The following is a 23,347-nucleotide window of genomic DNA, read 5'->3' as shown; positions in this document are numbered from 1 at the left end:
TGGGACAAGAAATGAACGGGCAATTAGCGAATTTGAAGACGACGATCGCTGATCCGCACCAGGATCATATCATCCTATCGGAGCGGCAGGGCGGTTCGAAATGCAAGGCAGTGGATTGGCAGTCTGGCGCATTGTCCCCAGTTGCAATTGATTTGGCCGACGTTTCGAAGTCATATGGTGGTAAAGTTGTCGTCAATGACTTGTCGTTTACGATCGCCGCCGGAGAATGTTTTGGTCTTTTAGGGCCGAACGGCGCAGGTAAAAGTACGATCACCCGTATGATCCTAGGGATGACGTCGCCAAGTGCGGGCACGATCACTGTACTCGGAGTACAGGAACCGGGCCAAGTTCGCTTGGCACGAGCGAAAATCGGGATCGTGTCTCAGTTCGATAATCTCGACCTGGAATTCACGGTCCGCGAGAACCTTTTAGTATACGGCCGCTACTTCCGCATGAGCACCCGAGAAATCGAAACGGTCATCCCGTCGCTGCTTGAATTTGCGAGACTTGAGAGCAAGACGAATACGCGTGTGGCTGACCTATCTGGAGGGATGAAGCGGCGCCTCACTTTGGCGCGTGCGCTCATCAATGACCCGCAGCTACTCATTTTGGACGAGCCGACCACTGGCCTCGACCCACACGCGCGACACTTGATCTGGGAACGACTTCGATCGCTGTTGGCACAAGGCAAGACAATTCTTCTGACCACCCATATCATGGAAGAGGCTGAGCGGTTGTGCGACCGGCTGTGCGTGCTTGAAGCGGGGCGAAAGATCGCCGAAGGACGACCGCATGCCCTGATCGAGGAGCAGATTGGCTGTCCCGTGATCGAAATTTATGGTGGCGATCCGCAGGAGCTTAGTCTTTTGATCAGGCCGAATGCTAGGCGACTGGAGATCAGCGGAGAGACCCTGTTCTGCTACACGCCTGATCCAGAGCAGGTGCGCGCGCAACTGCGTAGATATTCGGGCCTGCGCTTGCTGGAGCGTCCACCAAATCTAGAGGATGTCTTCTTGCGGTTAACCGGACGCGAGATGGAGAAGTAGACGATGGGCGTAGCAACATTACCCGCCGGCGGTTTAAACTGGCTCGCAGTTTGGCGCAGAAACTATCTGGCTTGGAAAAAAGCGGCGCTGGCATCCATTCTCGGAAATCTAGCCGATCCCATAATATACCTATTCGGGCTCGGCGCTGGATTGGGAGTGATGGTAGGGCGCGTTGACGGCGTATCGTACACTGCATTTTTGGCGGCCGGAATGATCGCGACAAGCGCGATGACTGCTGCAACCTTCGAGACTATCTATGCGGCCTTTGGCCGAATGCAGGGCCAGCGCACCTGGGAAGCAATGTTGTACACACAGCTCACGCTAGGGGATATAGTCGTTGGGGAAATGGCATGGGCGGCAACTAAGGCGGCGCTGGCGGGCACCGGAATTGGTATCGTCGCCGCCACGCTGGGGTACACACACTGGTTGTGCCTTCTCTATGCGCTTCCGGTCATCGCTCTAACTGGCTTAGCCTTTGCGAGCCTTGGAATGGTCGTAACGGCCCTCGCGCCCAGCTACGATTACTTCATATTTTACCAAACCCTTGTCATCACACCGATGTTGTTTTTGTCAGGCGCAGTCTTTCCTATAGACCAATTGCCCGTAGCATTCCAACAGATAGCGGCCTTCCTGCCCTTGGCACATTCGATAGATGTTATCCGCCCGACGATGCTGGGCCAACCAATCGCCAATGTCTGCCTGCATATCGGCGTTCTCTGCATCTACATAGTCGTACCATTCCTCGTGTCGACCGCATTGCTTCGGCGGCGACTAATGCGGTGATGAATGCCACCTCACATCATCATCAGCACTCACGCCGGTTGGGGGCGAGGCCTGGCATCCCGCAAGATCGCATGGACGCTGGGCGACACGGCGCGTCTTCTGATCAACGCATGGCCTTGCGATGACGGCGAGGAATACGTGGTTGCTATCAAAGCTAGCGTCGACGCATTGAGCGGGAAGATTGCCTCGGCAACAATTCCCCGAATCGCTTCTGCGTGCGGCCAATGAGGCGGGTATCGCCCGCTCTTTCGCTCGTCCAGCAGGGAGTTGGAGAGCGACCACCGAATCTGCCTCAAGCGTGCAAAGATAGTCCGAATTTCAAGGACTATCCGCTTTTCGGCGTCATGTTTGCACCGAGAACCTGCACATCTGGCTGGACCCCGACCCGCCACTCCTTCTCATCAGGTCGCCTCGAGAACCATGTTGAGGGGCGTGGGCTGAGCGCCGGACATGAGTGAAACCGCCCGACCGGATCACCTCCGTCAATCGCTTCTCTCCCGCTTGCGCACCAAGCGCGAGCCCTGTCTCTTGTGCGATGGAGGTCGGAACGCAGATCATCGTCGAGGCTGAGTAGTAAAGCAGTAAAGCCCCTCAACCGGATTGATGTTTTCTCCGTCGGCAACCGTAGCACCGGTTTTCCACTTGTCGATCACACCATCGAGCCCCGGCAGCCACTCCAGGACGAGGGCATCGACGTAACCAGGGCGGAACAGCCGCGCGACGGCGCAGAACATGCAGCCAGCTTGGTCGCCCCAGGCAACCCCCGGCCGTTTTTGAAGGCGGCTTGCAGTTGGTTCTCGACCATCGCGGCAGCCGTATCGAACGCGCCAATCAGGTCGACCGGGCTGCCCGGCTCGGCGAACACGTGGGCCCGCTCGGGTGCCAGCGAGAACAATCCTCGCTCATGGTGCACACAGCCTGAGGCGGCCCGTGCCGCCAGCCACTCCCGCACATAACGAGTGCGCATCCGAGGCATCGGCAAGTTCGTCGGCCTTCACCGGCCCGACTGCCTTCAGCGTCCTGTATAGCCCGTGAGCATCTCCGATCCGCACCAGCGGCACGCTGACAGCTCCGCAAATATCGCTAAGGATGGGGACCACGGGGTCCTTGAGCGTTGTTTCGTTGAATTGCATCATATCGGATTCCTGCTGATTTACGGGCGGCCTCTTGCCGATGGCCGCCCTCAAGGGATCGGGAACTCGATGCCCTCTATTTGGGTTGTATGCCCGCTTGCGCTTGGCATCGACGCTCATCTATCAACCTGCGCACGCCCTAACTGGATAGCCTCCTCGCGTCGACAGTAACGGGCAGGCGCCTGTTCTGCGATAGGTCGGGGAGGGCTATCCGCCATCCATTCTTCAGCAAAATAAAGCCGCCCCATAGGTTTTTGTGTTCAACCGAAATGATCGGTTCCTCAAGGTCTTTCTTGTGAATATAGGCCGATAAACCGACGTCAGTTCTGCTGATTGTCACTCTCATGCATGTCCCTTCTCGCTGCGGCGGCTTTGGAGCTCCGGAATTCGAGCGCTATCAAAGCCTGCTATTTTAGTACGACATATGCGCAGGCCGATATCTCCGTTGTGGCTCTGTCTTTGCGCTTTAGTCCGGTGGCGATCAGGCAGGGACGCAGGTCTTCGGCATCGGACACACCGAAGCGCATTGTTGCGTGTCAAACTCACCCCTGCACTCGGTACATTTTTTTGGATCCACAACATATCCCTCACCTTTGAAACTGATCGCATCTGAGGGACATTCAAATTCGCAAGCGCCGCACTGGGTGCATTGGGATACAATGATCTTGAAGGCCATGTTTTAGCTCCTGATTCAATTAGAGGGGCCTAAAGCCGTCGGCATTGCCGGTTTGCCGCCAAACTCGGCGGCGTATAGCGCGCCAATCGCAGTCTCGATGTAATCATAGGAAAATGCGTCACTGGCTCGCACGCCAGTTTCTGCCAACCGCTTCTTTGGGCAATCGCCGATTTTGGAAGAAAGCAGAATGTCGATGCCGTCGAGTGCAACGATGGTGTGATCGAGAGTGGCCTTCTCGCCTATACCACCGAGGCAATACTGCTCGACCTTGCGGTGTCCCACCAAGTTGATCCCCTTTCGTGAGACTGCATACACTTGGAGTTCCCTTGCCTGACCGAAATGTTCGTTGATCCGGCCGCCACCTTTAGTCGCCACGGCAACTGCAAGGGTTCCCGAAGAACCCAGTGACTTGACTGCTTTGTTCGCGTCCAATTTTGCTGCCAGTTGATCCCCTCGCTCATGCTGGACCAGCTTGCGATAGGCCTCGCGCTTGCTGGTGTCGAATTCAACTTTGGTGGAGATCTGGTCGAGGGCAAACTCTCGCTCGCGATCATCGCCCAGCAAACCGATGGCGTCGGCCCGGCACTGTTGGCAGTGTCGCATAAGCTTAACGTTGCCATCGAGACAGTCTTGAAGTGCCTTCAGTTCGAACGGCTCCGGGCAACGCTGACCCGTAAGACCGTAATAAGTACCATGTGAACGCTTGGAAATCAGGGGCACCACATTGTGCATGAAAGCCCCGCGGTCTCTAATCCATCGGTTAACTTCCACGAGGTGCGTGTCATTGACGCCTGGAATCATAACCGAATTGATCTTGGTGAGAATGCCGCGTTTGGTCAGCATTTCCAAACCCAGCATTTGGCGCTTGTGAAGGATCCTGGCACCTTCTATCCCAGTGTATCGACGATGCCTGTGGAGTATCCATGGATAGATCTTCGCCCCGACTTCCGGATCCACCATGTTGATAGTGATCGTCACGTGATCGACGTTCATGTCAGCTAGCTCATCGACATGGTCCGGAAGCGCCAACCCATTTGTCGAGATACATAGTTTGATGTCAGGAATTTCCCTGGCAACTCCTTCAAACGTCGCTACTGTTTTCCTCCAGTCGTAACAAGCGTCGCCCGGTCCGGCGACGCCGACTACCGAAAGCTCCGGCACTTTGCGGGCGACGGCAAGCACCTTGCGTAGTGCCTGGTCGGGAGTTAGCTTTACTGATGCGACCCCGGGACGGCTTTCGTTGGTGCAGTCATATTTGCGATTGCAGTAGTTGCACTGGATGTTACAGGCTGGCGCGACCGCGACATGCATGCGAGCGAAATAGTGATGGGCTTGCTCTGAAAAGCAGGGATGGTCTTTGATTCTCTCCCAGATCCGCGCATCTATGTCATCCGTCACCGAAAGGCCATGGGACGAAGATGCGCGGCCACCGGGCATAGCGGGAGCCATCGGCGCCCGGTCGAAGAGAGCACTGCTGGTCGTCCCGACCTTTATTTCCGGTTCCGACATCGCATTGTTCCATTGGTGAGGAAAGGTTAAACCTCCAAAAGCAAGATAGATTCCGGTCGACATGTCGCCTTTACCGCCCGTTTCCGCGCTCGCTGTCGTAGATGTTTTGTAGCAATCAAGGCAGGATCGCGCCCGAAGTCGCTTCTCCAGCAACCAACCAAAGCTTACGATGTTCTTGACATCGCTCACCTTCACTCTTTGATCACATCGATACCAAACCGGCGCAGCGCATAGCCGACCTGCCGCGGCGTTTTACCCAGAATACGAGCCGCTTTGGCCTGTACCCAACCAGCCTTCACCATTGCCTTGATCAGCCGATCACGCTCAGTGAGACCCGGCGCCTCGATTGTGGCTGCGGAACCGCTAGGAGTACCTGCGTTGGCCCCCAGTCCGCCTAACATTGTATCTCGCGGGTTGAGACTATGCACCGGGTAGTCGTCGGGGGCGTCTTTCCAGAGGAGCGCTGAAGAACACTGGTCTTGCTGACAGGCAAAATCTGATGAAGCGATGGTATTTGAACTGGCGAGAGTTGCGGTCCTTTGTACGCAGTTGTCCAGCTCGCGAACATTGCCGGGGAAGGCGCATTTCGACAAAATGCCTATTGCCGACGGCGCGAAGTCGAAATTTCGATCATTTGACTTGTTGAATTGCTCGAGGAACACTTGCGCTAGAAGCGAAATGTCTCCGTCGCGCTGCCGAAGTGGCGGCAAAATGATGGGCACCACATTGATCCGGTAATAGAGGTCGGCTCTGAACTCCCCTCGAAGGACGGCCACTTCAAGGTCCTTGTTGGTGGCGCATATAACTCGAACGTCTACTTTCAATGTCTTCGTTCCGCCGAGACGTTCGAATTCGCCTTCCTGTAACACGCGCAATAACTTTGCCTGGAATTGTGGTGATACATCGCCAATTTCATCAAGCAACAGCGTTCCGCCATTGGCCAGTTCGAAACGTCCAGCTCGTTGAAGCAGAGCGCCAGTGAAAGCGCCCTTCTCATGGCCAAACAATTCGGATTCCAGAACGGTCTCCGACAGCGCGGCGCAATTCAACTTAATAAACGCCTTGCTTTTCCGTATCGATAACGAATGTATTGCTCTTGCAAAGCATTCCTTGCCAGTGCCGCTCTCTCCTCTCAAGAGCACCGCGGAGTTCGTCGCGGCCACGATCTTGGCCGTCGCTAATACCCTCTTGAGCGCGGGGCTTTCCCCGACGATCCAGTCGATTTTATCGAGTTGGGTGGGATGAGGCTTCGGCCCGATTTTCGGAATCTGTCCTGCTTGTTGTTCCTCGGCGACTGAGCCGCCATCGCTGCACAATTCGCGATAGCGCTGGCAGGTTAAGCCGATCAGGACGGCAATCATTGCCAGAAGGGTTTCGTCCTGATCTCCGCTTTTCTGCGCGAAATCAATCCACAATGCGCCGATTGTCTTCCGGTTTACTTTAACGGGGAGAACGACAGAATTTTTCCCAAAGTGCTTCTCTCCGCTAGCGATGACACGATTTATTGTGTCCGCCTGTTCAATCGTAAGCGAACGTGAGCGAACGTCGTGCCCAATGGGAGCCCGTACGTTTATCCAGGGCTCTCCTCCGGAGCCGTGAATCACGATTCCGCCATCGCGCAATCGCAGATGCTCGACGAGGGCGTTCATCGCAGCCTTCAGCACGTTGTCTAGAGGAAAAGAAGAGATAAGCTCTTTGGATATGTCGTAGAGTATATGGAGCCGCGCCTCTGGTTTAATCATGCCTACAAACAGGGGAGGGTGCACTGTTTTTTTCCCTGGTGCGCGAAATATGCTAAACGCATATTCCTAAGTCAAAATCGTGTTCCCGGCGGCATAGAAAATTTGCCTTTCGAAAGGTTGAGTGGATGCACATTCAATCGCCGCCGCTAACGCAGCTGCATCGGTCGCTGCTATCCCGCCGGAGGTAGGGACTCCTCATCCGAATTTGAAGAGGACCCCGAACCCGCCCCGGGGATAATTCCACTTTATGTCCCCACTCGCTTCGCATAACACTCTGCATGTGCCGCATTCCAAGCAGCCATCGGGAACAATCGCCACCTGACCAATTTCGTTCACCTCGTAACATTTGGCCGGACAGATTTGCGTCAAGGCGAGCAGGTTCGGGCTTGGCGACCGGTGCGGTCGCACTGTTATATGCGGACGTCCAGTGTCGACGAGATATCGGTTTTGGTACAGCTTGTCCTCAATGCGCTCAATGATGGTCGCCTTCATCGAATTTTCCTTTAACGCCAAGATGCGGCGGAGCGGACCGCGTCGCTAATCAACCCCCAACGGGATCGTGCCTTGATAAAGGAGGCAGCTGTAGCCTTCTCCCTGTTGATTTTAGGTGCACCGTCGACGCGCACAAAATTTTGCGCTGCTTGAGATATAAGCGTTGGATAGGTCATGAAAAAATTGTGACTGTCGGTGTGGAGGAGGCTTGGAAGATCTTTGTGTTTGATCAGGTCTTTCATGACGAACGACTTGTCCAGTATGCCCTTATAGAGAGAGAGATTGCGTTTCGTCATCAGACCGCCACGGCTCTTTATCTGGAAGATCGCTTCACCCGCCATGAGGCCGGATGTCATCGCAAGGTTCGATCCCTCCCTATGCACGGCATTGTTTAGTTGCGCCGCGTCGCCCACGACGACCCACCCGTTGCCAAAGAGCGGAGGGATTGCCTTGAAGCCGCCCTCAGGAATAAGATGCGCGGCGTATTCTTTGATCTCTGATCCGGCCAGTAATGGTCGGATCGAGGGATGTTGCTTGAAGGCTTCAAGGATGCGGTACGGATTTTCCATGCCTTCCGCTAAACCGGAGACGAGGCAGCCGATCCCCAACGAGATTGACTCCTTGTTGGTATAAAGGAAGCCCAGTCCGGCCATTCCGCGTGAGATCGTGCCGCCGGCTTCGATCACACAGCCTTCGCTACCGCTGAGGCCGAAGCGCTCTGCGATCACCTCTTCCGGCATGAAATGCATTTCCTTGACAGCGAGGGCCACATTTTCTGGCTTCGGCATATCGCGTAAGCCGGCTCGTGTTCCAAGCAGTCCGTTCACGCCCTCGGCAAGAACGACCACGTCCGCGAGGATCACACCGCCCTCTCGGTCCGTGTGAACGCCTATTACTTTACCGCTCAGATCCCAAGCGAGTCTGGTCGCTGTCGTTTCACAAAGGACTGTGCCACCCGCCTCGCGCACCTTGCGTGAGAACCATTTGTCAAACTGGGCGCGGATGATCGTATACCGGTTTGGCTTCAGTTCATTGAAGTCATCAGAGCGATAGTGCACGCCCGTGTGCGACGAGTCATCCATTAGCCAGAATCGTTGCTCGACTAGATGCCGTTCAAGAGGAGCGTCATCGCGGAAGTTTGGGATAATCGCCTCCAACATGTTGGCGTACAATATAGCCCCTTGAACATTCTTAGAGCCCGAATGTTCTCCGCGCTCCAGCTGCAGCACTTTTAGACCGCGACTAGCCATCGAATAGGCTGCTGCGTTGCCGGACATACCGGCACCAATCACGATCGCGTCGAACTTACTCTTGGTCATCTAGCCTTCCTCGGTCCATACCCTTGATAGAGTTGTGCGGTGGCATTCGCTTGGCGAAAGCTTCTGTCAACGCCGGCAAGAACTCCAGCGCGCAAGCGACAACGCCGATGTGGGCGAAGTCAAAGATCGGAGCGTTCTGGTCGAGGTTGATAGCGACAATCAGATCGGCTCCTTCGACTCCAACGCGATGCTGGACCGCGCCAGATATTCCCGCCGCGATGTAGAGCTTGGGTCTAATGGTATGGCCGGACTGACCAATTTGTCGATCAGCAGGCATCCAGCCTTTTTGGACCAGTGGGCGCGAGCACCCGACACCCCCGCCGATCGTCGTTGCCAGGTTTCTCAAGTATTGCAGGTTTCCTGCAGCGCCGAGGCCGAGACCGCCCCCGATCACGATGTCGGAGTTGGCCAGATCGGATTGCTCAGACCCGCTGTTACAAAGGAACGCGAGCACTTTGGTGACGATCTCCTCCTCAACCATTAGGAGTTGATGTTGGATAACGCGTCCAATTGGCTTATCCGCACGTTGCGGCGTCGCCATGACCCTGGACCGCACCGTTGCCATTTGCGGCCGGCTGGTCAGCGTGTAGATCGTGCACAACAAGGACCCGCCGAAAGTTGGCCGCGTCGCTGCGAGTGAACCATCTCCATCAACATCCAGCTCGGTGCAATCAGCCGTAAGCCCTGTTTGTAAGGTCGTTGCTACAGCACCGGCGAGGTCGCGGCCGAGCGTGGTCGCGCCGAGAAGGAGAATTTCTGGTTTGTGAGTAGTGACCAGATCCGTCAAAGCCTTGGTGAAGGGTTCGTTTCGATAGTCGGCGAGGAGGGGCGACTCTACCAGATAGGCGACATCAGCTCCGTAAGCGAAGGCCTCTTCGATCGCAGGCTTGGTGCCCACGCCTTCAGACGAACCGAGGATTACCCCGGCCAGTTGGACACCCAGCTTGTCAGCTAGTCTGCGGCCTTCGCCGAGGAGTTCAATCGATACGGGATGAACATTGCCGCGCTCAAGTTCCATGAAGACCCAGACGTGCCGGTGATCTTCGAAACACTTAAGCAGCTTTTTCCCTGAGCTGGCGCGGCCGACCGCATTTGCCGGCGTTTCATTTTTTCTAGCGACCAAAATCTACTCCTCGCTGCTCACCGATTGCCATGGGACGTGAGCTTGCGTTCCAAAACAGGCTGGCAGGCAAAAATTGCAGCGACCGTGTCCGCGGCGACCTCCGCCAATGTTTTGTCGTTAATGTCCATTTGCATAGCTTTTTCGGCGCGCGGACCAGGGGCGAATACTCGCTTCACGACCGTCGGCGATCCCCTTAGGCCGCATTTGGTCAACTCCCCAATGCCGGCGTCAGCGGCCCCCCATTTAAGAACCGGGCTTCGCGCGGCACGGAAGGCGTCATCGAGAGAGCCCCGGCGGATAGCATTGACACCTTCCAGCACGGTGATGAGACATGGAAACGTGCTCTTCAGCATCTGCGTGCCGCTCTCCGCGTGCCGTTCAACCATGAGCTCGCGCGAAGTGGGATCAATGGAGACAATCTTCGTTACGTAAGTCAGTTGCTGGAGGTTCAGCCTCTTTGCAATTCCGGGTCCGACCTGGGCCGTGTCGCCGTCAATTGTCTGCTTTCCCGTAAAGACGATATCAGGCGCCCCGTAGCTCTCGCCAATCTTCCCTACTGCTTGAGAAAGAGCATACGACGTCGCCAGCGTGTCAGATCCAGCAAAGAGGCGGTCGGTCAGAAGCACTGCGCGATCTGCGCCGTGGGTAAGGGCTTTGCGTAGCGCTTGCTCAGCCATGGGCGGTCCCATCGTGAGAACGGTCACCTCGCCCCCATAGCGGTCACGAACTTGAAGTGCCTCTTCGAGAGCAAACAGGTCGTAAGGGTTAATGATGGTCGGTACGCCTTGGCGCATTATCGTATTTGTCACCGGGTGGACGCGTATCTGCGCAGAGTCCGGCACTTGTTTGATACAGACCACGATGTGCATAGTCGTTTAAGCTCCCCAATCGGATTCGGGCTTCAGGGACCCGGCTAACTCTGAGCACTGCTCGTGCCAATAAAGTTGCGCCGGTAAGCCTTCGAGATTGCACATGTTTCGTTGTCGCTATGCGAAGGGGTTTTGTAGGGTTGCCGACATGTCGTGTCGCAATCCGCCCCGGAGGGGCGGTTCGATAGCCTTCAGGTCGGACAAGTCCATGATAGCTGCGCCACGAGTTGGAAGATTTCAACGCCGAATAATCTCCCGGGAGATAGCACGGGGACTGAAGCTCTGGTGCGGTGGGCGTGTATCGCGCTTCGGTTTGCCGTTGATAATCTGACTAGCGACACCGTATGCGCGATCAGAAGCACAGCGATCGAGAAAATAACGCTGCGGGCGCCTAGTGAGGCTTGGACAAGCGGTTTAGCTGATGTTGCGGGCGTGAACAGGATGATTGCCAGAAGCGTCGAGTAACCCTTGCTGGAAATATCAATCGAAAGCCGTCCATAAAAGCTGCTGCAGCGCGTCGAGGTCTTGGCTTTTCTCCGCCTCAATCGTTACATCAACGCCGTTCTGATCGGTTGGGCGAGCTACCGCATAACCAAAGCCGAAGCCACTTGATCTGACGCGCCTTACTGCTGAGCCAGCGCCAGCTTGTGGTCCTTCAGACGCATACAACAATTTGCGACATTGTCATCACCTTTGTCGTTTACGTGACAAGCGTTCCTGTTCTCAATCGCGCATTTTGCGCCCACATAACTGGAATCGCAGTAAATTATTGTTCGTCATCTCTATCGGCCTGCTTGGCACGAATCTTGTGAGCTATTGCGAGGCAGCGGAACGGCTTTCGCATCCGCGTTGCGGGATAACCGCATCGGTTCGAACACGTGGAGGAAAATAAATGAGAAGGAGGATCGGGTGCGGCATTTAACACCCCACAGCACCTGAAACGTGTCGCAGATCAAACAACAGGAACGAAACATGCCACGCCGACCAGCCGTGAGTATCTCACAAATCGACTGTTGCACGTAAGTGCAAAATCCCTCAGGCAGAAGGGTTGCCGACATGTCTACAATGCTGACCATCAACGTGAAAAATTGCGAACCCCAGACGCAAACCTTCTACTTCTTCCAGCAGCCGGCCATTTATACCGGCGGGGGGCGAGTCTATTCGAATAGCCTTTTCTCGCAATCGCTCGGCAACTATGACAACACGGGCGCGATCCTGACCTTCCAGGTTAACCTGCAATATTATGCCGGCATCCAGCCGGCGAACACACCGCCGCAAATCGGCGCCTCTTCCGGCTACTCGTCAGCCAGCCGCGCCATCGATCTTGCTACGAGTTCCGGTAGCAGCGGCAAACCGAACGATTGGACGACCGCGACGGTTAATCCGCTCGGACTATCCTCGCCGATCTACGGGGAGGGTGTGCAGCCTGGCGCCTTCCGCATCACCACGCCGGTCTTCAACGCGCCGCCCTATTTCAATGTCGGCTCGGCGGTTGCCGTCAATGGCGGCATCGTGCTCTCCAACTTCGTGCAGGCAAACCCTGCCAGCAATACCGATTGCCAGCCGATCCTTAAATATTATGTCCAGACCGGCGCCTACACGCCAGGTGTCGTGATGAACTTCACGCAATCGAGCGTGAACGCGGCGCTTTCCGATTTCACCGGCGGCTATTCCGTCTGCAACGTCAGCCTGAAATCTGACGGCACCTGGACCACGCAGCTCCAGTAAGCCTTGGCACCCATGCAGGTGAAGAACCGTCCCCTCTTCACCTGCGCACCATCCTCGCGGTTGCCGCCGCCGCCCGGGCGCGGACAGGCTGGATCTCTAAGGGGATTGTCACACGCAATGACCAGTTCGTCCTACCAGATCATCGTTCGGAACTTTTCGCAGACGACGCAATATTTCTATGTGTTCCAGAAGCAGGCCGCATTTCCGTTGCTGCCGAGCCCTGGTCTCGTCTTCAGCGGCAGTCTCGGCTGCCAAAGCATCGGCAATTACGCAAGTTCGGGAGCGCAAGTCAATTTCGGTTTGGACAGTCAGGTCTATGCAGGTGCATTCAGCACCAAACAGGCGGCGTCGCCCTCGCAGCTGATCGCGCTTCTCTCGCTCAATGCCGCCACACTATCCGTGGTCGGTAGCACATCGGCGTTCCGACCGGTTACGCTCACCACGGTTGACGGTTCGCCGGACAACTGCACGACCTTGACGCTCGATCCGCTCGGACTTTCCGCGCCCGCCAATCAAGCCGGAATTGCGATCGGAGGGTTTGGCATGAACGTGCCTTCCTATACCCCGTTGCCGCATCCCGAACTCTATTGCGGCGTCGTCGCCCTGAACAACAATCAGGCGGTTATACTCTCGAGCTTTGTCGCTCCTGTCCCCAACGCCGTCATGAACTGCATACCGAAGCAGATCTTTTTCGTGAAGATGGGCTACCAGCCGGTCGGAAGCACCGTCGCTTATGACGAGAGCAACTCGGCATGCTGCGATTTCACCATGGGCTACGCGGCCTACACCGTGACTTACAAAGCTGACGGAACCTTTTCGGCGACAGGAGGACCATAGACCCAGAGATCCGGATCATCACTGACGCTTGAGCAAGCCAATAAACCCTTGAACAAAAGAAATATAGCAACGTTACGTATTACATTGAAATCCACTGGCCAAACAGCACGTCGCGGTAAAATCGCTGCCGGGCTGCCATTGCCACCGTCTCTATCCTCGCAACAGCGCTGCCCGACGCGGCACAACTCGTATTTTCGTCCGATTGCCGGAACTACCAGGCCATTGCGGTCGCACCGCCGAACGATGCGATCCTGTTCACCAAGCAGCCGGTGCCCCATCCGAATGGAACGGCCTCCGTCTTTGCGATCGTCGGAGCGGACACCTATGTCATTCCGGCTGGGGCCAACTCCTGCATCGTCGCCGCACCTCCCGCCGATGAATTACTGCTTCATTGTCCGTAACGACAACACGATCGACGGCGTCGGTTTTGCCGCCATTCGAAATCCGGGCGGCCTGACCGCCTGCCAGTAAGGGGTTTCCTACACCCACAATTCTCTTCTGGTCTTGCGCGAAGGTTGAGGCGGAAAGTCGAATATCCACCTCCGCCCGCTGTCGCGCGCTCGTCACCCTGAGGCCCCAATTCTGCACGCTACGAAGCAATCGGCGGATGAAAGAAACTGCAGCTAATCAGCAGTTCATAGGCGGTGGCCGGCGTGCATGTAATCTTGCCTGCTCCGAGGGTCTTGTTGACGGCGGCCGCGACAGCGGCCTCCGTCGGTCAACCAGCCCTTCGTCATGCGCGCCGCCCAGACGCTGACGATTTGCATTCCCGCCAGCATTGGGCGGCCATAAAGCTTAGAATAGAATAAAGCTGGCAGTGATTTGAGTAAAAGTTCTCATAAGAACATTGTAAGGATCTCTAAGAGCCTGACCGAAAAAGAGTTGAGTGAAATCAGCCAGTTGTGGTTCTGTTTGTTTGCTTAGGACGAACGGAGACCACAATGGGCTGGACTGATTTCACCCGTCGCCAATATGCCCGACGCGCAATGCGGTATGCAAGCGATCTGACGGACCGGGAATGGGGATTGATCTCGCCTTGCCTGCCCGAACCGAGGCGACTGGGCAGGCCGCGTAGCACCGATCTTCGCGAGGTCGTGAATGCGTTGCTTTACATCGCCACGACTGGGTGCCAATGGCGGATGATGCCCAAGGATTTTCCGCCTTTTACAACTGTGCAGTCCTATTTCTATGAATGGCGAGCGACAGGGTTATGGGGTCGGATCAACCATCATCTTGTGATGGAGGCGCGTGAATTGGAAGGCCGGGAAGCCTCGCCGTCTGCGGGCGTGATCGACAGTCAAAGCGTAAAAACCACGGAAAGCGGCGGCATTTCGGGCTATGACGCGGGCAAGAAGATTAAGGGACGCAAGCGTCATATCGTCGTCGACACGCTTGGACTGATGGTCGGCCTGGTGGTTCACAGCGCCGATATTCTAGGTGAAACATAAAGACGACCATTGTCAAATTCGGAGAGTCGAGTTTTCGAGATCTTTGTCATTACGCTCGAGTTGTTCGGCATTTAGCTGAGTTGCGGTGCAGGAAGAAATAAGATTATCGCCGTGGTCAGCGCAATGTCTGGAATGACCGACAAGCTGAAAGCAACATGCTTCCGGCAATCCAGAGAACTGATCCACCAGCAAAACGCGAGATCGAACCAAGAACACCCTGCGTGACGGTATGACAGTCGGAATGTGCCAACGACTTAAGACGCGTAGCGCTGTCCCATTTACCGACCCTCTCGTTGACGCAGATCAAGGCGCAATTTGCCGCTTCATGACAGTCCTGGCGAGAAAGACGGCCGCGACGCGGTCGTCGGCGTACTGGGGACGACATCATGAATTACACAACGGAAACGATGGTGATCGCGGTCGCGGCGTTTCTAGCGCTGCTACTAGCCGCATTCGCGCATGATCATCTCTTTGCGGTCCATATGGGGATACTTTGCTTCTGCCTTGCCGCGGGCGCTGCTGTGCTGATCAGGAATGTTGATTTTTCGCCGGCAGGCCAACGGCGGAAAGTCGACATATCAGGCTATTTCGACGAGGTGATACGGTATGGCCTGATCGCCACGGTATTCTGGGGCGTGGTCGGCTTCCTGGTTGGCGTGGTCATCGCGCTGCAACTGGCCTTTCCCGACCTCAACATCGCCCCTTATCTCAATTTCGGGAGGCTGCGGCCCGTTCACACATCGGCGGTCATCTTCGCCTTTGGCGGCAATGCGCTGATCATGACGTCGTTCTACGTGGTGCAACGCACCTGTCGCGCACGTCTTTTCGGCGGTAGCCTGGCCTGGTTCGTATTCTGGGGTTACCAGCTTTTCATCGTGATGGCTGCGACCGGATACGTTCTCGGAATCACCCAGGCCCGTGAATATGCCGAACCCGAGTGGTACGTCGATCTCTGGCTGACCATCGTCTGGGTCGCCTATCTCGCCGTGTATCTTGGAACGATCCTGAAGCGCAAAGAGCCGCACATCTACGTGGCAAACTGGTTCTATCTCAGCTTCATCGTCACCATCGCGATGCTGCACGTGGTGAACAACCTGGCGGTTCCCACCTCGTTCCTTGGCTCCAAGAGCTATTCTGTCTTCTCGGGCGTCCAGGACGCGCTGACCCAATGGTGGTACGGCCACAACGCCGTCGGCTTTTTCCTCACCGCCGGCTTCCTGGGCATGATGTACTACTTCGTGCCGAAGCAGGCCAACCGACCCGTCTATTCATACCGGCTCTCGATCATCCACTTCTGGGCGCTGATCTTCATGTACATCTGGGCCGGCCCGCATCATCTGCACTACACGGCGCTGCCCGACTGGGCCCAAACGCTCGGCATGGTTTTCTCGATCATGCTCTGGATGCCCTCCTGGGGCGGCATGATCAACGGTCTCATGACCCTTTCAGGCGCCTGGGACAAGATCCGCACCGATCCGATCATCCGGATGATGATTGTCGCCATCGCCTTTTACGGGATGTCGACCTTCGAAGGTCCGATGATGTCGGTCAAGACGGTCAACTCGCTCAGCCACTATACCGAATGGACAATCGGTCACGTTCATTCCGGCGCTCTCGGCTGGGTTGGAATGATCACCTTCGGAGCGATCTATTTCCTGACGCCGAAGCTATGGGGACGCGAGCGTCTCTACAGCCTGCGGATGGTCAACTGGCACTTCTGGCTCGCAACCCTCGGGATCGTCGTCTACGCCGCCGTGCTTTGGGTTGCCGGCATCCAGCAGGGGCTGATGTGGCGCGAGTACAATTCCCAGGGCTTCCTCGTCTATTCCTTCGCGGAGACGGTCGCGGCGATGTTCCCCTACTACGTGCTGCGTGCGGTCGGCGGAACGCTTTACCTGGCGGGTGGTCTCGTCATGGCCTGGAACGTGTTCATGACGATCCGCGGCCATCTGCGCGACGAAGCTGCAATCCCAACCACTTTCGTGCCCCAACCACAGCCTGCCGAATGAGGTGAGACATGGCATCGATACTAGATAAACATCAGATCCTCGAGAAGAACGCGACGCTTCTTCTCGTCGGCTCGCTGCTCGTCGTGAGCATCGGCGGCATTGTCGAAATCGCACCGCTGTTCTACCTGCAGAATACGATTGAAAAGGTGGAAGGCATGCGGCCGTATACGCCGCTCGAATTGGCCGGACGAAACATCTACATCCGCGAAGGCTGCTACCTCTGCCACAGCCAGATGATCAGGCCGTTCCGCGACGAGGTCGAACGTTACGGCCATTACTCGCTCGCGGCCGAGTCGATGTACGATCATCCTTTCCAGTGGGGATCCAAGCGAACCGGGCCGGATCTGGCCCGTGTCGGCGCACGCTACTCCAACGAATGGCATGTCCAGCATCTCGCGGATCCACGGGCAGTCGTGCCGGAGTCGATCATGCCGAGTTACGCCTTCCTCAAAGAACAGAGGGTGACGGTCAAGGACGTGGGAATGGACCTGAAGGCCAACGAGGATGTGGGCGTGCCTTATAACGACGACATGCTGGCGAACGCAGAGGCCGACATGAAGGCCCAAGCCGATCCGAACGCGGATACGACGGCCCTGCTTGCCCGCTATCCGAAGGCGAAGACCGGGGATTTCGACGGCGATCCTGCTGCGCTGACCGAAATGGATGCCCTGGTGTCCTACCTGCAGATGCTCGGAACGTTGGTCGATTTCTCGACCTACGACGACGCGACCGGCTACCGATGAGGTGATCCATGGAAACCTACACTGCAATGAGACACTTCGCCGACAGCTGGGGCCTCCTGGCAATGGCGGCATTCTTCGTCGGCGTCGTTGTGTTCACCCTTCGCCCGGGCAGCAAGCAAACGGCGAAAGAGGCCGCCGATATTCCTTTGAAGGATGACTGAGATGTCGGAAAAACATATCGATGAATTTAGCGGCGTCGAAACGACCGGACATGAATGGGACGGCATCCGCGAACTCAACAATCCGATGCCCCGCTGGTGGGTGTGGACCTTCTACGCCACCATCGTCTGGGCTTTGGGCTATGCAATCGCATATCCCGCGATCCCGATGATTACCGGCGCCACGAAGGGCATGCTGGGCTATTCCAGCCGCGCCGAGTTGCAGCAGAACCTGGATCAGGCCAAAGCATCGCAGACGACGCTGGGTGATCTGATCGCCGCCAAGACGGTGCACGAGATCGATTCCAATTCAGCCCTTCGCGAATTCGCGGTCGCCGGCGGCGCATCTGCATTCAAGGTGAACTGCGCGCCGTGCCATGGCTCGGGAGCAAGCGGCGGTCCGGGATTTCCGAACCTCAACGACGACGATTGGCTGTGGGGTGGAGACCTGGATGCCATCCAGGCGACGATCGCGCATGGAATTCGCTTCGACGAGGATACGGACACTCATGCTTCCGAGATGCCGCCCTTTGCCGATGTTCTGGATCCCCTCCAGACAAGGCAGGTCGCGGCTTACGTCTGGGGACTGACCAATACACCGTCGGACCCCGGCCTCGCAGAGGCCGGAAAACAGGTCTTCGTCGATAACTGTGCCGCATGTCACGGCGACGACGCCAAAGGAAAAGCGGAAATGGGCGCGCCGGATCTCGCCGATGCGATCTGGCTGAAGGCACGCGGCGAGGATGCGATCATCCGTCAGGTGGCTGCTCCCAAGCATGGCGTCATGCCTGCCTGGACAGGGCGTCTCGGCGATACGACCGTCAAGGAACTTACCATTTTCGTCCATTCGCTTGGCGGCGGGACGTGAGGAGAAAAGCCATGGCAGTTCACGGCCACAACCCGATCCTCGATCTCTATGGCACGCCGCGCGCCACCATACGATCGCGAGTGTCGGCGCGCGCCAAGGCCACGCCGCCCCGTCCGATCAGGACGACCCGGCAAAGATCGGCAGTTCGATTGTCAGTTTGACCTGTCTCAAAGACCACGGGCAGACAAGCCGCTAGCTGTAGACTTGTCGAGGACGTCCCAGCGGTGGTTGTTCCCCCGCAGCTCCTGCAGGCCGCGCCCTCTCTCCAGGGCGTGGCCTTTTCCTTTCGCGGGAAGGCCTTGTCTCTTGATCTGCATCAAGGAACGAATGCGCGGCAGATGGGACAAGGGTGGGTGAAATCGGATAGGTCCCATGAACCTCTACACTGCACCAGATCCCGATAACATCGAGCGGCTCAATGTCGAGCCGGTCAATGCCCGTCGCAACCGGCAGCCTCTCTACGCACCTCGGAGGAAGGTTTTTCCCAAACGTGCAGAGGGACAATTCCGTCGGTTCAAGTGGATCGTCATGCTGGTTACGCTCGGCATCTACTATCTCGCGCCATGGATTCGCTGGGATCGCGGTCCTTACGCGCCTGACCAGGCAATCCTCATCGACCTTTCCTCACGGCGCTTCTTCTTTTTCTTCATCGAGATCTGGCCTCAGGAATTTTATTATGTAGCGGGTCTCCTGGTCATGGCCGGGTTCGGGCTGTTTCTCGTCACTTCCGCGGTTGGCCGTGCATGGTGCGGCTACGCTTGTCCGCAGACGGTCTGGGTTGATCTTTTTCTCGTCGTCGAACGTGCGATCGAAGGCGATCGAAACGCGCGAATGAAGCTTGACGCTAATCCCATGAGCTTGGCCAAGCTGAGGAAGCGTGTCGTCAAACACTCGATCTGGCTGCTGATCGGCATCGTCACAGGCGGAGCGTGGATCTTTTATTTTGCCGACGCGCCGAGCCTGCTTGTTTCGCTGTTCACCGGCCACGCTCCTGCAGCCGCCTACACCACCGTCGCCATCCTTACTGCGACGACCTATGTGCTCGGCGGTCTCATGCGCGAGCAGGTGTGCACCTATATGTGTCCGTGGCCACGCATCCAGGGTGCGATGCTCGACGAAAATTCTCTCGTCGTCACCTACAATGACTGGCGAGGCGAGCAGCGGTCGCGTCACGCCAAGAAGGCTTTGGTCAATGGCCTATCGGTCGGGGATTGCGTGGATTGCAATGCCTGCGTGGCGGTGTGTCCGATGGGAATCGACATTCGCGACGGACAGCAGATGGAGTGCATCACATGCGCGCTCTGCATCGACGCCTGCGACGGTGTCATGGACAAGCTCGGAAAGCCTCGCGGCCTGATCGCCTACGCCACGCTAAGCGAATACTCGGGCAACATGTCGCTTGCCACCGACGAAGGACGAACGGCCGTCCAACCGTCCAGAGTTCGAAACGAGGATGGGACCTTCGTTCCGGCGATCCGGCACTTCAACTGGCGGATCATCTTTCGTCCGAGAACCGTGTTTTACGCAATCGCCTGGTCGTCGGTCGGCGTGGCGATGCTCGTCCATCTCACCTTTCGGGAGCGCCTTGAACTCAACGTCGTTCACGACCGAAACCCCCAATATGTTCTGGAAAGCGACGGCTCGCTGCGGAATGGCTACACGCTTCGTGTCCTGAACATGGTGCCGGAGCCGAGGGATGTGAACATAAGCCTGGTCGGGCTGGAGGGGGCGACGATGCGCATTCCCGAGTTCGGCAAGGAAGACGCTCGCAGCTTTACGGTCCATGCCGAACCCGACGCGGCCACGACGCTGAAGGTCTTCGTTACGCGCAAGCCTACCGGAGCCGCGATCAATGAATTTCTGTTCGTGATCGAAGATACCGAACATGGCGATCGGGCAACCTACCGCGCGGCGTTCAATGCACCGGGAGACATCAAATGAAGACCTCCGCTCAAGGTTTTACAGGCCTGCACATGCTGCTTGCGACCTCGGCATTCTTTGGCGTGGTGATCGCGGTGAACGTCACCATGGCCTTCTATGCCTCCTCCAGCTGGAGCGGTCTGGTCGTGGAAAACACCTATGTCGCCAGTCAGGAGTTCAACCGCAAAGCGGCGGCGATGAAGGCAATGGCCGCTTCCGGCATCGAGGGCGAGCTCTCCATAAAGGGGCACGAGATCCGCTACGATATTCACGACAAGAGCGGATCGCCTGCGATCGTCGACGACGTCATTCTGAATTTCAAACGTCCGGTCGGAGACCACGAGGACTTCCTCCTTACGCTCATGAAGACAGCCGCGGGGCGGTTCGAAGCGGAGCATGATCTAGCCGACGGTGACTGGATCGTCGAGGCCATCTCGCGAAACGGCGGCGTGGTCGTCATGCATGAGGCAAAACGCATCGATACCGCGGAGTTAGGCCAGTGAGCTGCTGTACCATGGACGCGGAAAGCGTGCTTGCCCTCAGCACGACATCATTCAGTGCCGAAGAGGTTCGCCTTGCCAGCCAGCCGCTCGGCGAAGGATTGCGCCAGCTGGACCTGAGCGTCCCCGACGCCCACTGCGGTGGCTGCATTTCGACCATCGAAAGGGCGTTGTTGGCGCTTTCCTTCGTCAAGACAGCGCGAGTTAATCTCACGGCTCGAAGGGTGAGCTGCGTCTACCAGGAGGAGATGGAGACACGCGCAACCGATCCGTCCAAGATCCTGGCAGCGATCAACTCGTCCGGATATCGCGCGCATCTCTTCACGCCCTCAGCTCCCGAGAACGACAAGACCAGAAATCAACTTCTCCTCGCGATCGGCGTGTCCGGTTTTGCGGCCGCCAACATCATGTTGCTCTCGGTATCGGTCTGGTCGGGCGCAGATGCTGCGACGCGCGACATGTTTCATTGGATCTCGGCGATGATAGCAGCGCCCGCGCTGGTTTATGCGGGGCGCTTCTTCTTCAGATCGGCCTGGAATGCGCTGCGGCACTGGCGCACCAACATCGACGTTCCGATTTCGCTCGCCGTGACGCTCTCCTATGCCGTTTCATTGTGGGAGACCGTCCATCACCGCGAGCATGCCTGGTTCGACGCTTCGGTCTCGCTGCTCTTCTTCCTGCTGATCGGCAGAACCCTCGATCATGTCATGCGGGAAAAGGCTCGGGCGGCGATCAACGGACTCGCAAGACTGGCGCCGCGCGGAGCATTGCTGATCAATCCGGACGGGTCGCGACGCTACATTGCGGTAGAAGAGATCGCGGCGGGGGATGAAATCTCGATAGCCGCAGGCGAACGGGTTCCCGTCGATGGCATCGTCGTCAGCGGAGAAAGTGACGTGGACCTCTCCATCGTCACCGGCGAGAGCAGCCCGGTCGCCGTCGTCAGCAACAGCGAAGTGAGTTCCGGGGCGATGAATCTGACCGGCTCCCTCGTGTTGCGGGCGACGAGAATTGCCAAGAATTCGCTTCTCTCGGAGATCATCGGCCTCATGGAAGCCGCCGAGGGCGGAAGAGCTCGCTATCGCAGGATCGCCGATCGCGCTGCGACGCTCTATTCCCCGGTCGTGCATCTGCTGGCGCTGGTCTCCTTCCTTGCCTGGGGCCTCCTGGGCGGAGACTGGAAACAGGCCATGCTGGTCGCCGTAGCGGTGCTGATCATTACCTGCCCATGCGCATTGGGTCTTGCCGTACCCGTGGTCCAGGTCGTCGCCGCGGGCGAACTTTTCCGGAAGGGCATCATGGTGAAGGACGGCTCAGCACTCGAAAGACTGGCCGAGACCGACACCGTGGCCTTTGACAAGACGGGCACCTTGACGATCGGCAGTTCGCGCCTTGTCAGAGTGGACGCCATGGACGAGAGCGCCACCGCGATCGCCCGTGGATTGGCGGCGCATTCACGGCATCCCCTTTCTCGGGCCCTGGTACGAGACACCGAGACCGACCTCATGTCCTTCGACATCGTCACGGAAATCCCCGGCGGGGGACTGGAAGCCAGGAACGGAGCAGATGTCTATCGATTGGGCAACGCGGCGTTTGCCTGCGGAACCAGCGTCGTGCCCCGCACCGCCGACAGTCCGTTCTCGGAAGTGGTCCTGTCGAAGAATGGCGTCGATCTTGCTCGCTTCTTCTTCGATGACACGCTTCGTCCGGGTGCTTGCGAGGCCATCGACCGGCTCGATGCAGCCGGCCTTGAAACGCTGATCGTGTCCGGAGACAGGCAGACCGTCGTCGACAATACGGCGCATGCCCTGGGTATCGACAGGGCTTTGGGCTCTCTGACGCCGAAACAGAAGGTCGAGGAATGCCAGAGGCTGAATGGCGAAGGTCGTCGCGTGCTCATGGTTGGCGACGGGATCAACGACGCCCCGGCACTTGCTGCCGCGCATGTCTCGATGGCGCCGGCCACAGCCTCCGATATCGGCAGACAGGCGGCCGACCTGGTTTTCTTCAACGATCGCCTTGACGCTGTTCCGGAAGCGATCGCCGTTGCGCGACGATCCGCCAGCCTCATCCGGCAGAACTTCGCTCTCGCCATCGGTTACAACGTTCTAGCAGTGCCGATCGCCATCGCCGGATTGGCGACGCCGCTGATAGCGGCGGTGGCAATGTCGACATCCTCGATCATCGTCGTGACGAACGCCCTGCGCCTGAACGCCTTCGGCAAGCGTCGGGATATGCACATTCGAGGGCGGATCGGCAGGAGTGCGGAGGTCAAAGCCGCATGAACATGTTGATCTATCTCATACCGATCGCGCTGTTGATGGGAGGAATAGGGCTCCTGGCATTCCTTTGGTCGCTGAAGAGCGGCCAGTATGACGACCTTCAAGGCGCCGCCTGGCGGATCCTCGCCGAGGACGAAACCGATCAACGAGAACCCTGACCGC

The 23,347-nt window shown here is 57.4% G+C and carries 20 protein-coding genes and 4 pseudogenes; 15 read left to right on the top strand and 9 right to left on the bottom strand.

The window, feature by feature from the left end; genetic code table 11:
• Positions 1-11: 11 nt before the first annotated feature.
• The 3 genes and pseudogenes from nodI to N1937_RS28135 all read left to right on the top strand — a co-directional run.
• Positions 12-1,046, top strand: coding sequence for a nodulation factor ABC transporter ATP-binding protein NodI (gene nodI, locus N1937_RS28145; protein WP_131586684.1), 1,035 nt, complete (start codon positions 12-14; stop codon positions 1,044-1,046).
• 3 nt (positions 1,047-1,049) lie between these two features.
• The gene (locus N1937_RS28140) at positions 1,050-1,829 is read left to right on the top strand and encodes an ABC transporter permease (RefSeq protein ID WP_168285988.1); all 780 of its coding nucleotides are present in this window, start codon (positions 1,050-1,052) and stop codon (positions 1,827-1,829) included.
• A 3-nt stretch (positions 1,830-1,832) separates the two neighbouring features.
• Positions 1,833-2,134: pseudogene (locus tag N1937_RS28135) on the top strand (DUF982 domain-containing protein); the annotation flags it as partial.
• 96 nt (positions 2,135-2,230) lie between these two features.
• Here the strand turns inward: N1937_RS28135 and N1937_RS28130 are convergent.
• The 9 genes and pseudogenes from N1937_RS28130 to N1937_RS28090 form a co-directional block, all read right to left on the bottom strand.
• Positions 2,231-2,965, bottom strand: a pseudogene (locus N1937_RS28130) (hypothetical protein).
• A gap of 136 nt (positions 2,966-3,101) precedes the next feature.
• Positions 3,102-3,308 (bottom strand): putative nitrogen fixation protein NifT, encoded by a 207-nt coding sequence (nifT, locus tag N1937_RS28125; RefSeq protein WP_017991528.1) that lies wholly within the window; start codon positions 3,306-3,308, stop codon positions 3,102-3,104.
• A 135-nt stretch (positions 3,309-3,443) separates the two neighbouring features.
• A complete protein-coding gene (locus N1937_RS28120; RefSeq protein WP_003551816.1) occupies positions 3,444-3,638 on the bottom strand; it encodes a 4Fe-4S binding protein in 195 nt (64 codons plus the stop codon).
• Positions 3,639-3,653: 15 nt separating this feature from the next.
• Positions 3,654-5,147 (bottom strand): nitrogenase cofactor biosynthesis protein NifB, encoded by a 1,494-nt coding sequence (gene nifB / locus N1937_RS28115; protein ID WP_131586682.1) that lies wholly within the window; start codon positions 5,145-5,147, stop codon positions 3,654-3,656.
• A 191-nt stretch (positions 5,148-5,338) separates the two neighbouring features.
• The gene (gene nifA / locus N1937_RS28110) at positions 5,339-6,889 is read right to left on the bottom strand and encodes a nif-specific transcriptional activator NifA (protein WP_131586680.1); all 1,551 of its coding nucleotides are present in this window, start codon (positions 6,887-6,889) and stop codon (positions 5,339-5,341) included.
• A 195-nt stretch (positions 6,890-7,084) separates the two neighbouring features.
• Positions 7,085-7,381, bottom strand: coding sequence for a ferredoxin family protein (locus N1937_RS28105; protein ID WP_003551823.1), 297 nt, complete (start codon positions 7,379-7,381; stop codon positions 7,085-7,087).
• 11 nt (positions 7,382-7,392) lie between these two features.
• Positions 7,393-8,700 (bottom strand): NAD(P)-binding protein, encoded by a 1,308-nt coding sequence (locus tag N1937_RS28100; RefSeq protein WP_131586629.1) that lies wholly within the window; start codon positions 8,698-8,700, stop codon positions 7,393-7,395.
• On the bottom strand, positions 8,687-9,823 hold the full coding sequence (locus N1937_RS28095) for an electron transfer flavoprotein subunit alpha/FixB family protein (RefSeq protein ID WP_003551827.1): 1,137 nt from the start codon (positions 9,821-9,823) through the stop codon (positions 8,687-8,689). Before N1937_RS28095 ends, N1937_RS28100 begins: the two co-directional genes overlap by 14 nt.
• Before the next feature lie 17 nt (positions 9,824-9,840).
• Positions 9,841-10,692, bottom strand: a complete 852-nt coding sequence (locus N1937_RS28090) for an electron transfer flavoprotein subunit beta/FixA family protein (protein WP_131586627.1) — start codon at positions 10,690-10,692, stop codon at positions 9,841-9,843.
• A 1,056-nt stretch (positions 10,693-11,748) separates the two neighbouring features.
• Here N1937_RS28090 and N1937_RS28085 point away from each other — a divergent pair.
• The 12 genes and pseudogenes from N1937_RS28085 to ccoS all read left to right on the top strand — a co-directional run bounded on the left by N1937_RS28085 (position 11,749) and on the right by ccoS (position 23,343).
• Positions 11,749-12,420: a hypothetical protein gene (locus N1937_RS28085; RefSeq protein ID WP_003551831.1), complete on the top strand. Its 672-nt coding sequence runs from the start codon at positions 11,749-11,751 to the stop codon at positions 12,418-12,420.
• 3 nt (positions 12,421-12,423) lie between these two features.
• Complete coding sequence (locus tag N1937_RS28080) at positions 12,424-13,257, top strand: hypothetical protein (protein WP_011654238.1); 834 nt, start codon at positions 12,424-12,426, stop codon at positions 13,255-13,257.
• A gap of 941 nt (positions 13,258-14,198) precedes the next feature.
• Positions 14,199-14,690 (top strand): annotated as a pseudogene (locus N1937_RS28075) (IS5 family transposase); the annotation flags it as partial.
• A gap of 401 nt (positions 14,691-15,091) precedes the next feature.
• Positions 15,092-16,714, top strand: coding sequence for a cytochrome-c oxidase, cbb3-type subunit I (ccoN, locus tag N1937_RS28070; RefSeq protein ID WP_131586625.1), 1,623 nt, complete (start codon positions 15,092-15,094; stop codon positions 16,712-16,714).
• An 8-nt stretch (positions 16,715-16,722) separates the two neighbouring features.
• A complete protein-coding gene (ccoO, locus tag N1937_RS28065) occupies positions 16,723-17,457 on the top strand; it encodes a cytochrome-c oxidase, cbb3-type subunit II (RefSeq protein ID WP_003549661.1) in 735 nt (244 codons plus the stop codon).
• Positions 17,458-17,465: 8 nt separating this feature from the next.
• Positions 17,466-17,618 (top strand): CcoQ/FixQ family Cbb3-type cytochrome c oxidase assembly chaperone, encoded by a 153-nt coding sequence (locus tag N1937_RS28060; protein WP_017969139.1) that lies wholly within the window; start codon positions 17,466-17,468, stop codon positions 17,616-17,618.
• Between the two features lies 1 nt (position 17,619).
• Complete coding sequence (gene ccoP, locus N1937_RS28055) at positions 17,620-18,483, top strand: cytochrome-c oxidase, cbb3-type subunit III (RefSeq protein ID WP_131586623.1); 864 nt, start codon at positions 17,620-17,622, stop codon at positions 18,481-18,483.
• A gap of 11 nt (positions 18,484-18,494) precedes the next feature.
• Positions 18,495-18,679, top strand: a pseudogene (locus N1937_RS28050) (hypothetical protein).
• A gap of 176 nt (positions 18,680-18,855) precedes the next feature.
• Positions 18,856-20,424: a cytochrome c oxidase accessory protein CcoG gene (gene ccoG, locus N1937_RS28045; RefSeq protein WP_260060236.1), complete on the top strand. Its 1,569-nt coding sequence runs from the start codon at positions 18,856-18,858 to the stop codon at positions 20,422-20,424.
• A complete protein-coding gene (locus tag N1937_RS28040; protein ID WP_131586619.1) occupies positions 20,421-20,906 on the top strand; it encodes a FixH family protein in 486 nt (161 codons plus the stop codon). The genes ccoG and N1937_RS28040 overlap by 4 nt, the downstream gene beginning before the upstream one ends.
• On the top strand, positions 20,903-23,188 hold the full coding sequence (locus N1937_RS28035) for a cation-translocating P-type ATPase (protein WP_260060235.1): 2,286 nt from the start codon (positions 20,903-20,905) through the stop codon (positions 23,186-23,188). Before N1937_RS28040 ends, N1937_RS28035 begins: the two co-directional genes overlap by 4 nt.
• Positions 23,185-23,343 carry a cbb3-type cytochrome oxidase assembly protein CcoS gene (ccoS, locus tag N1937_RS28030; protein WP_003549679.1) on the top strand — a complete coding sequence of 53 codons (159 nt, stop codon included), beginning with the start codon at positions 23,185-23,187 and terminating at the stop codon, positions 23,341-23,343. The genes N1937_RS28035 and ccoS overlap by 4 nt, the downstream gene beginning before the upstream one ends.
• The last annotated feature ends 4 nt before the right edge of the window (positions 23,344-23,347 follow it).

The organism is Rhizobium sp. WSM4643, assembly GCF_025152745.1.
GTDB lineage: Bacteria > Pseudomonadota > Alphaproteobacteria > Rhizobiales > Rhizobiaceae > Rhizobium > Rhizobium leguminosarum_I.
This window is presented reverse-complemented; position numbering and strand designations above follow the sequence as displayed.

Excerpts from the sequence above, each read along its gene's own strand:
- N1937_RS28090 (WP_131586627.1), bottom strand. The coding sequence starts at position 10,692 with ATGCACATCGTGGTCTGTATCAAACAAGTGCCGGACTCTGCGCAGATA.
- nifT (WP_017991528.1), bottom strand. The coding sequence starts at position 3,308 with ATGAGAGTGACAATCAGCAGAACTGACGTCGGTTTATCGGCCTATATT.
- nodI (WP_131586684.1), top strand. The coding sequence starts at position 12 with ATGAACGGGCAATTAGCGAATTTGAAGACGACGATCGCTGATCCGCAC.
- N1937_RS28140 (WP_168285988.1), top strand. The coding sequence starts at position 1,050 with ATGGGCGTAGCAACATTACCCGCCGGCGGTTTAAACTGGCTCGCAGTT.
- ccoS (WP_003549679.1), top strand. The coding sequence starts at position 23,185 with ATGAACATGTTGATCTATCTCATACCGATCGCGCTGTTGATGGGAGGA.
- ccoG (WP_260060236.1), top strand. The coding sequence starts at position 18,856 with ATGAACCTCTACACTGCACCAGATCCCGATAACATCGAGCGGCTCAAT.
- ccoP (WP_131586623.1), top strand. The coding sequence starts at position 17,620 with ATGTCGGAAAAACATATCGATGAATTTAGCGGCGTCGAAACGACCGGA.
- nifA (WP_131586680.1), bottom strand. The coding sequence starts at position 6,889 with ATGATTAAACCAGAGGCGCGGCTCCATATACTCTACGACATATCCAAA.
- N1937_RS28040 (WP_131586619.1), top strand. The coding sequence starts at position 20,421 with ATGAAGACCTCCGCTCAAGGTTTTACAGGCCTGCACATGCTGCTTGCG.
- N1937_RS28120 (WP_003551816.1), bottom strand. The coding sequence starts at position 3,638 with ATGGCCTTCAAGATCATTGTATCCCAATGCACCCAGTGCGGCGCTTGC.
- ccoO (WP_003549661.1), top strand. The coding sequence starts at position 16,723 with ATGGCATCGATACTAGATAAACATCAGATCCTCGAGAAGAACGCGACG.
- N1937_RS28100 (WP_131586629.1), bottom strand. The coding sequence starts at position 8,700 with ATGACCAAGAGTAAGTTCGACGCGATCGTGATTGGTGCCGGTATGTCC.
- N1937_RS28105 (WP_003551823.1), bottom strand. The coding sequence starts at position 7,381 with ATGAAGGCGACCATCATTGAGCGCATTGAGGACAAGCTGTACCAAAAC.
- ccoN (WP_131586625.1), top strand. The coding sequence starts at position 15,092 with ATGAATTACACAACGGAAACGATGGTGATCGCGGTCGCGGCGTTTCTA.
- N1937_RS28060 (WP_017969139.1), top strand. The coding sequence starts at position 17,466 with ATGGAAACCTACACTGCAATGAGACACTTCGCCGACAGCTGGGGCCTC.
- N1937_RS28085 (WP_003551831.1), top strand. The coding sequence starts at position 11,749 with ATGTCTACAATGCTGACCATCAACGTGAAAAATTGCGAACCCCAGACG.
- nifB (WP_131586682.1), bottom strand. The coding sequence starts at position 5,147 with ATGTCGGAACCGGAAATAAAGGTCGGGACGACCAGCAGTGCTCTCTTC.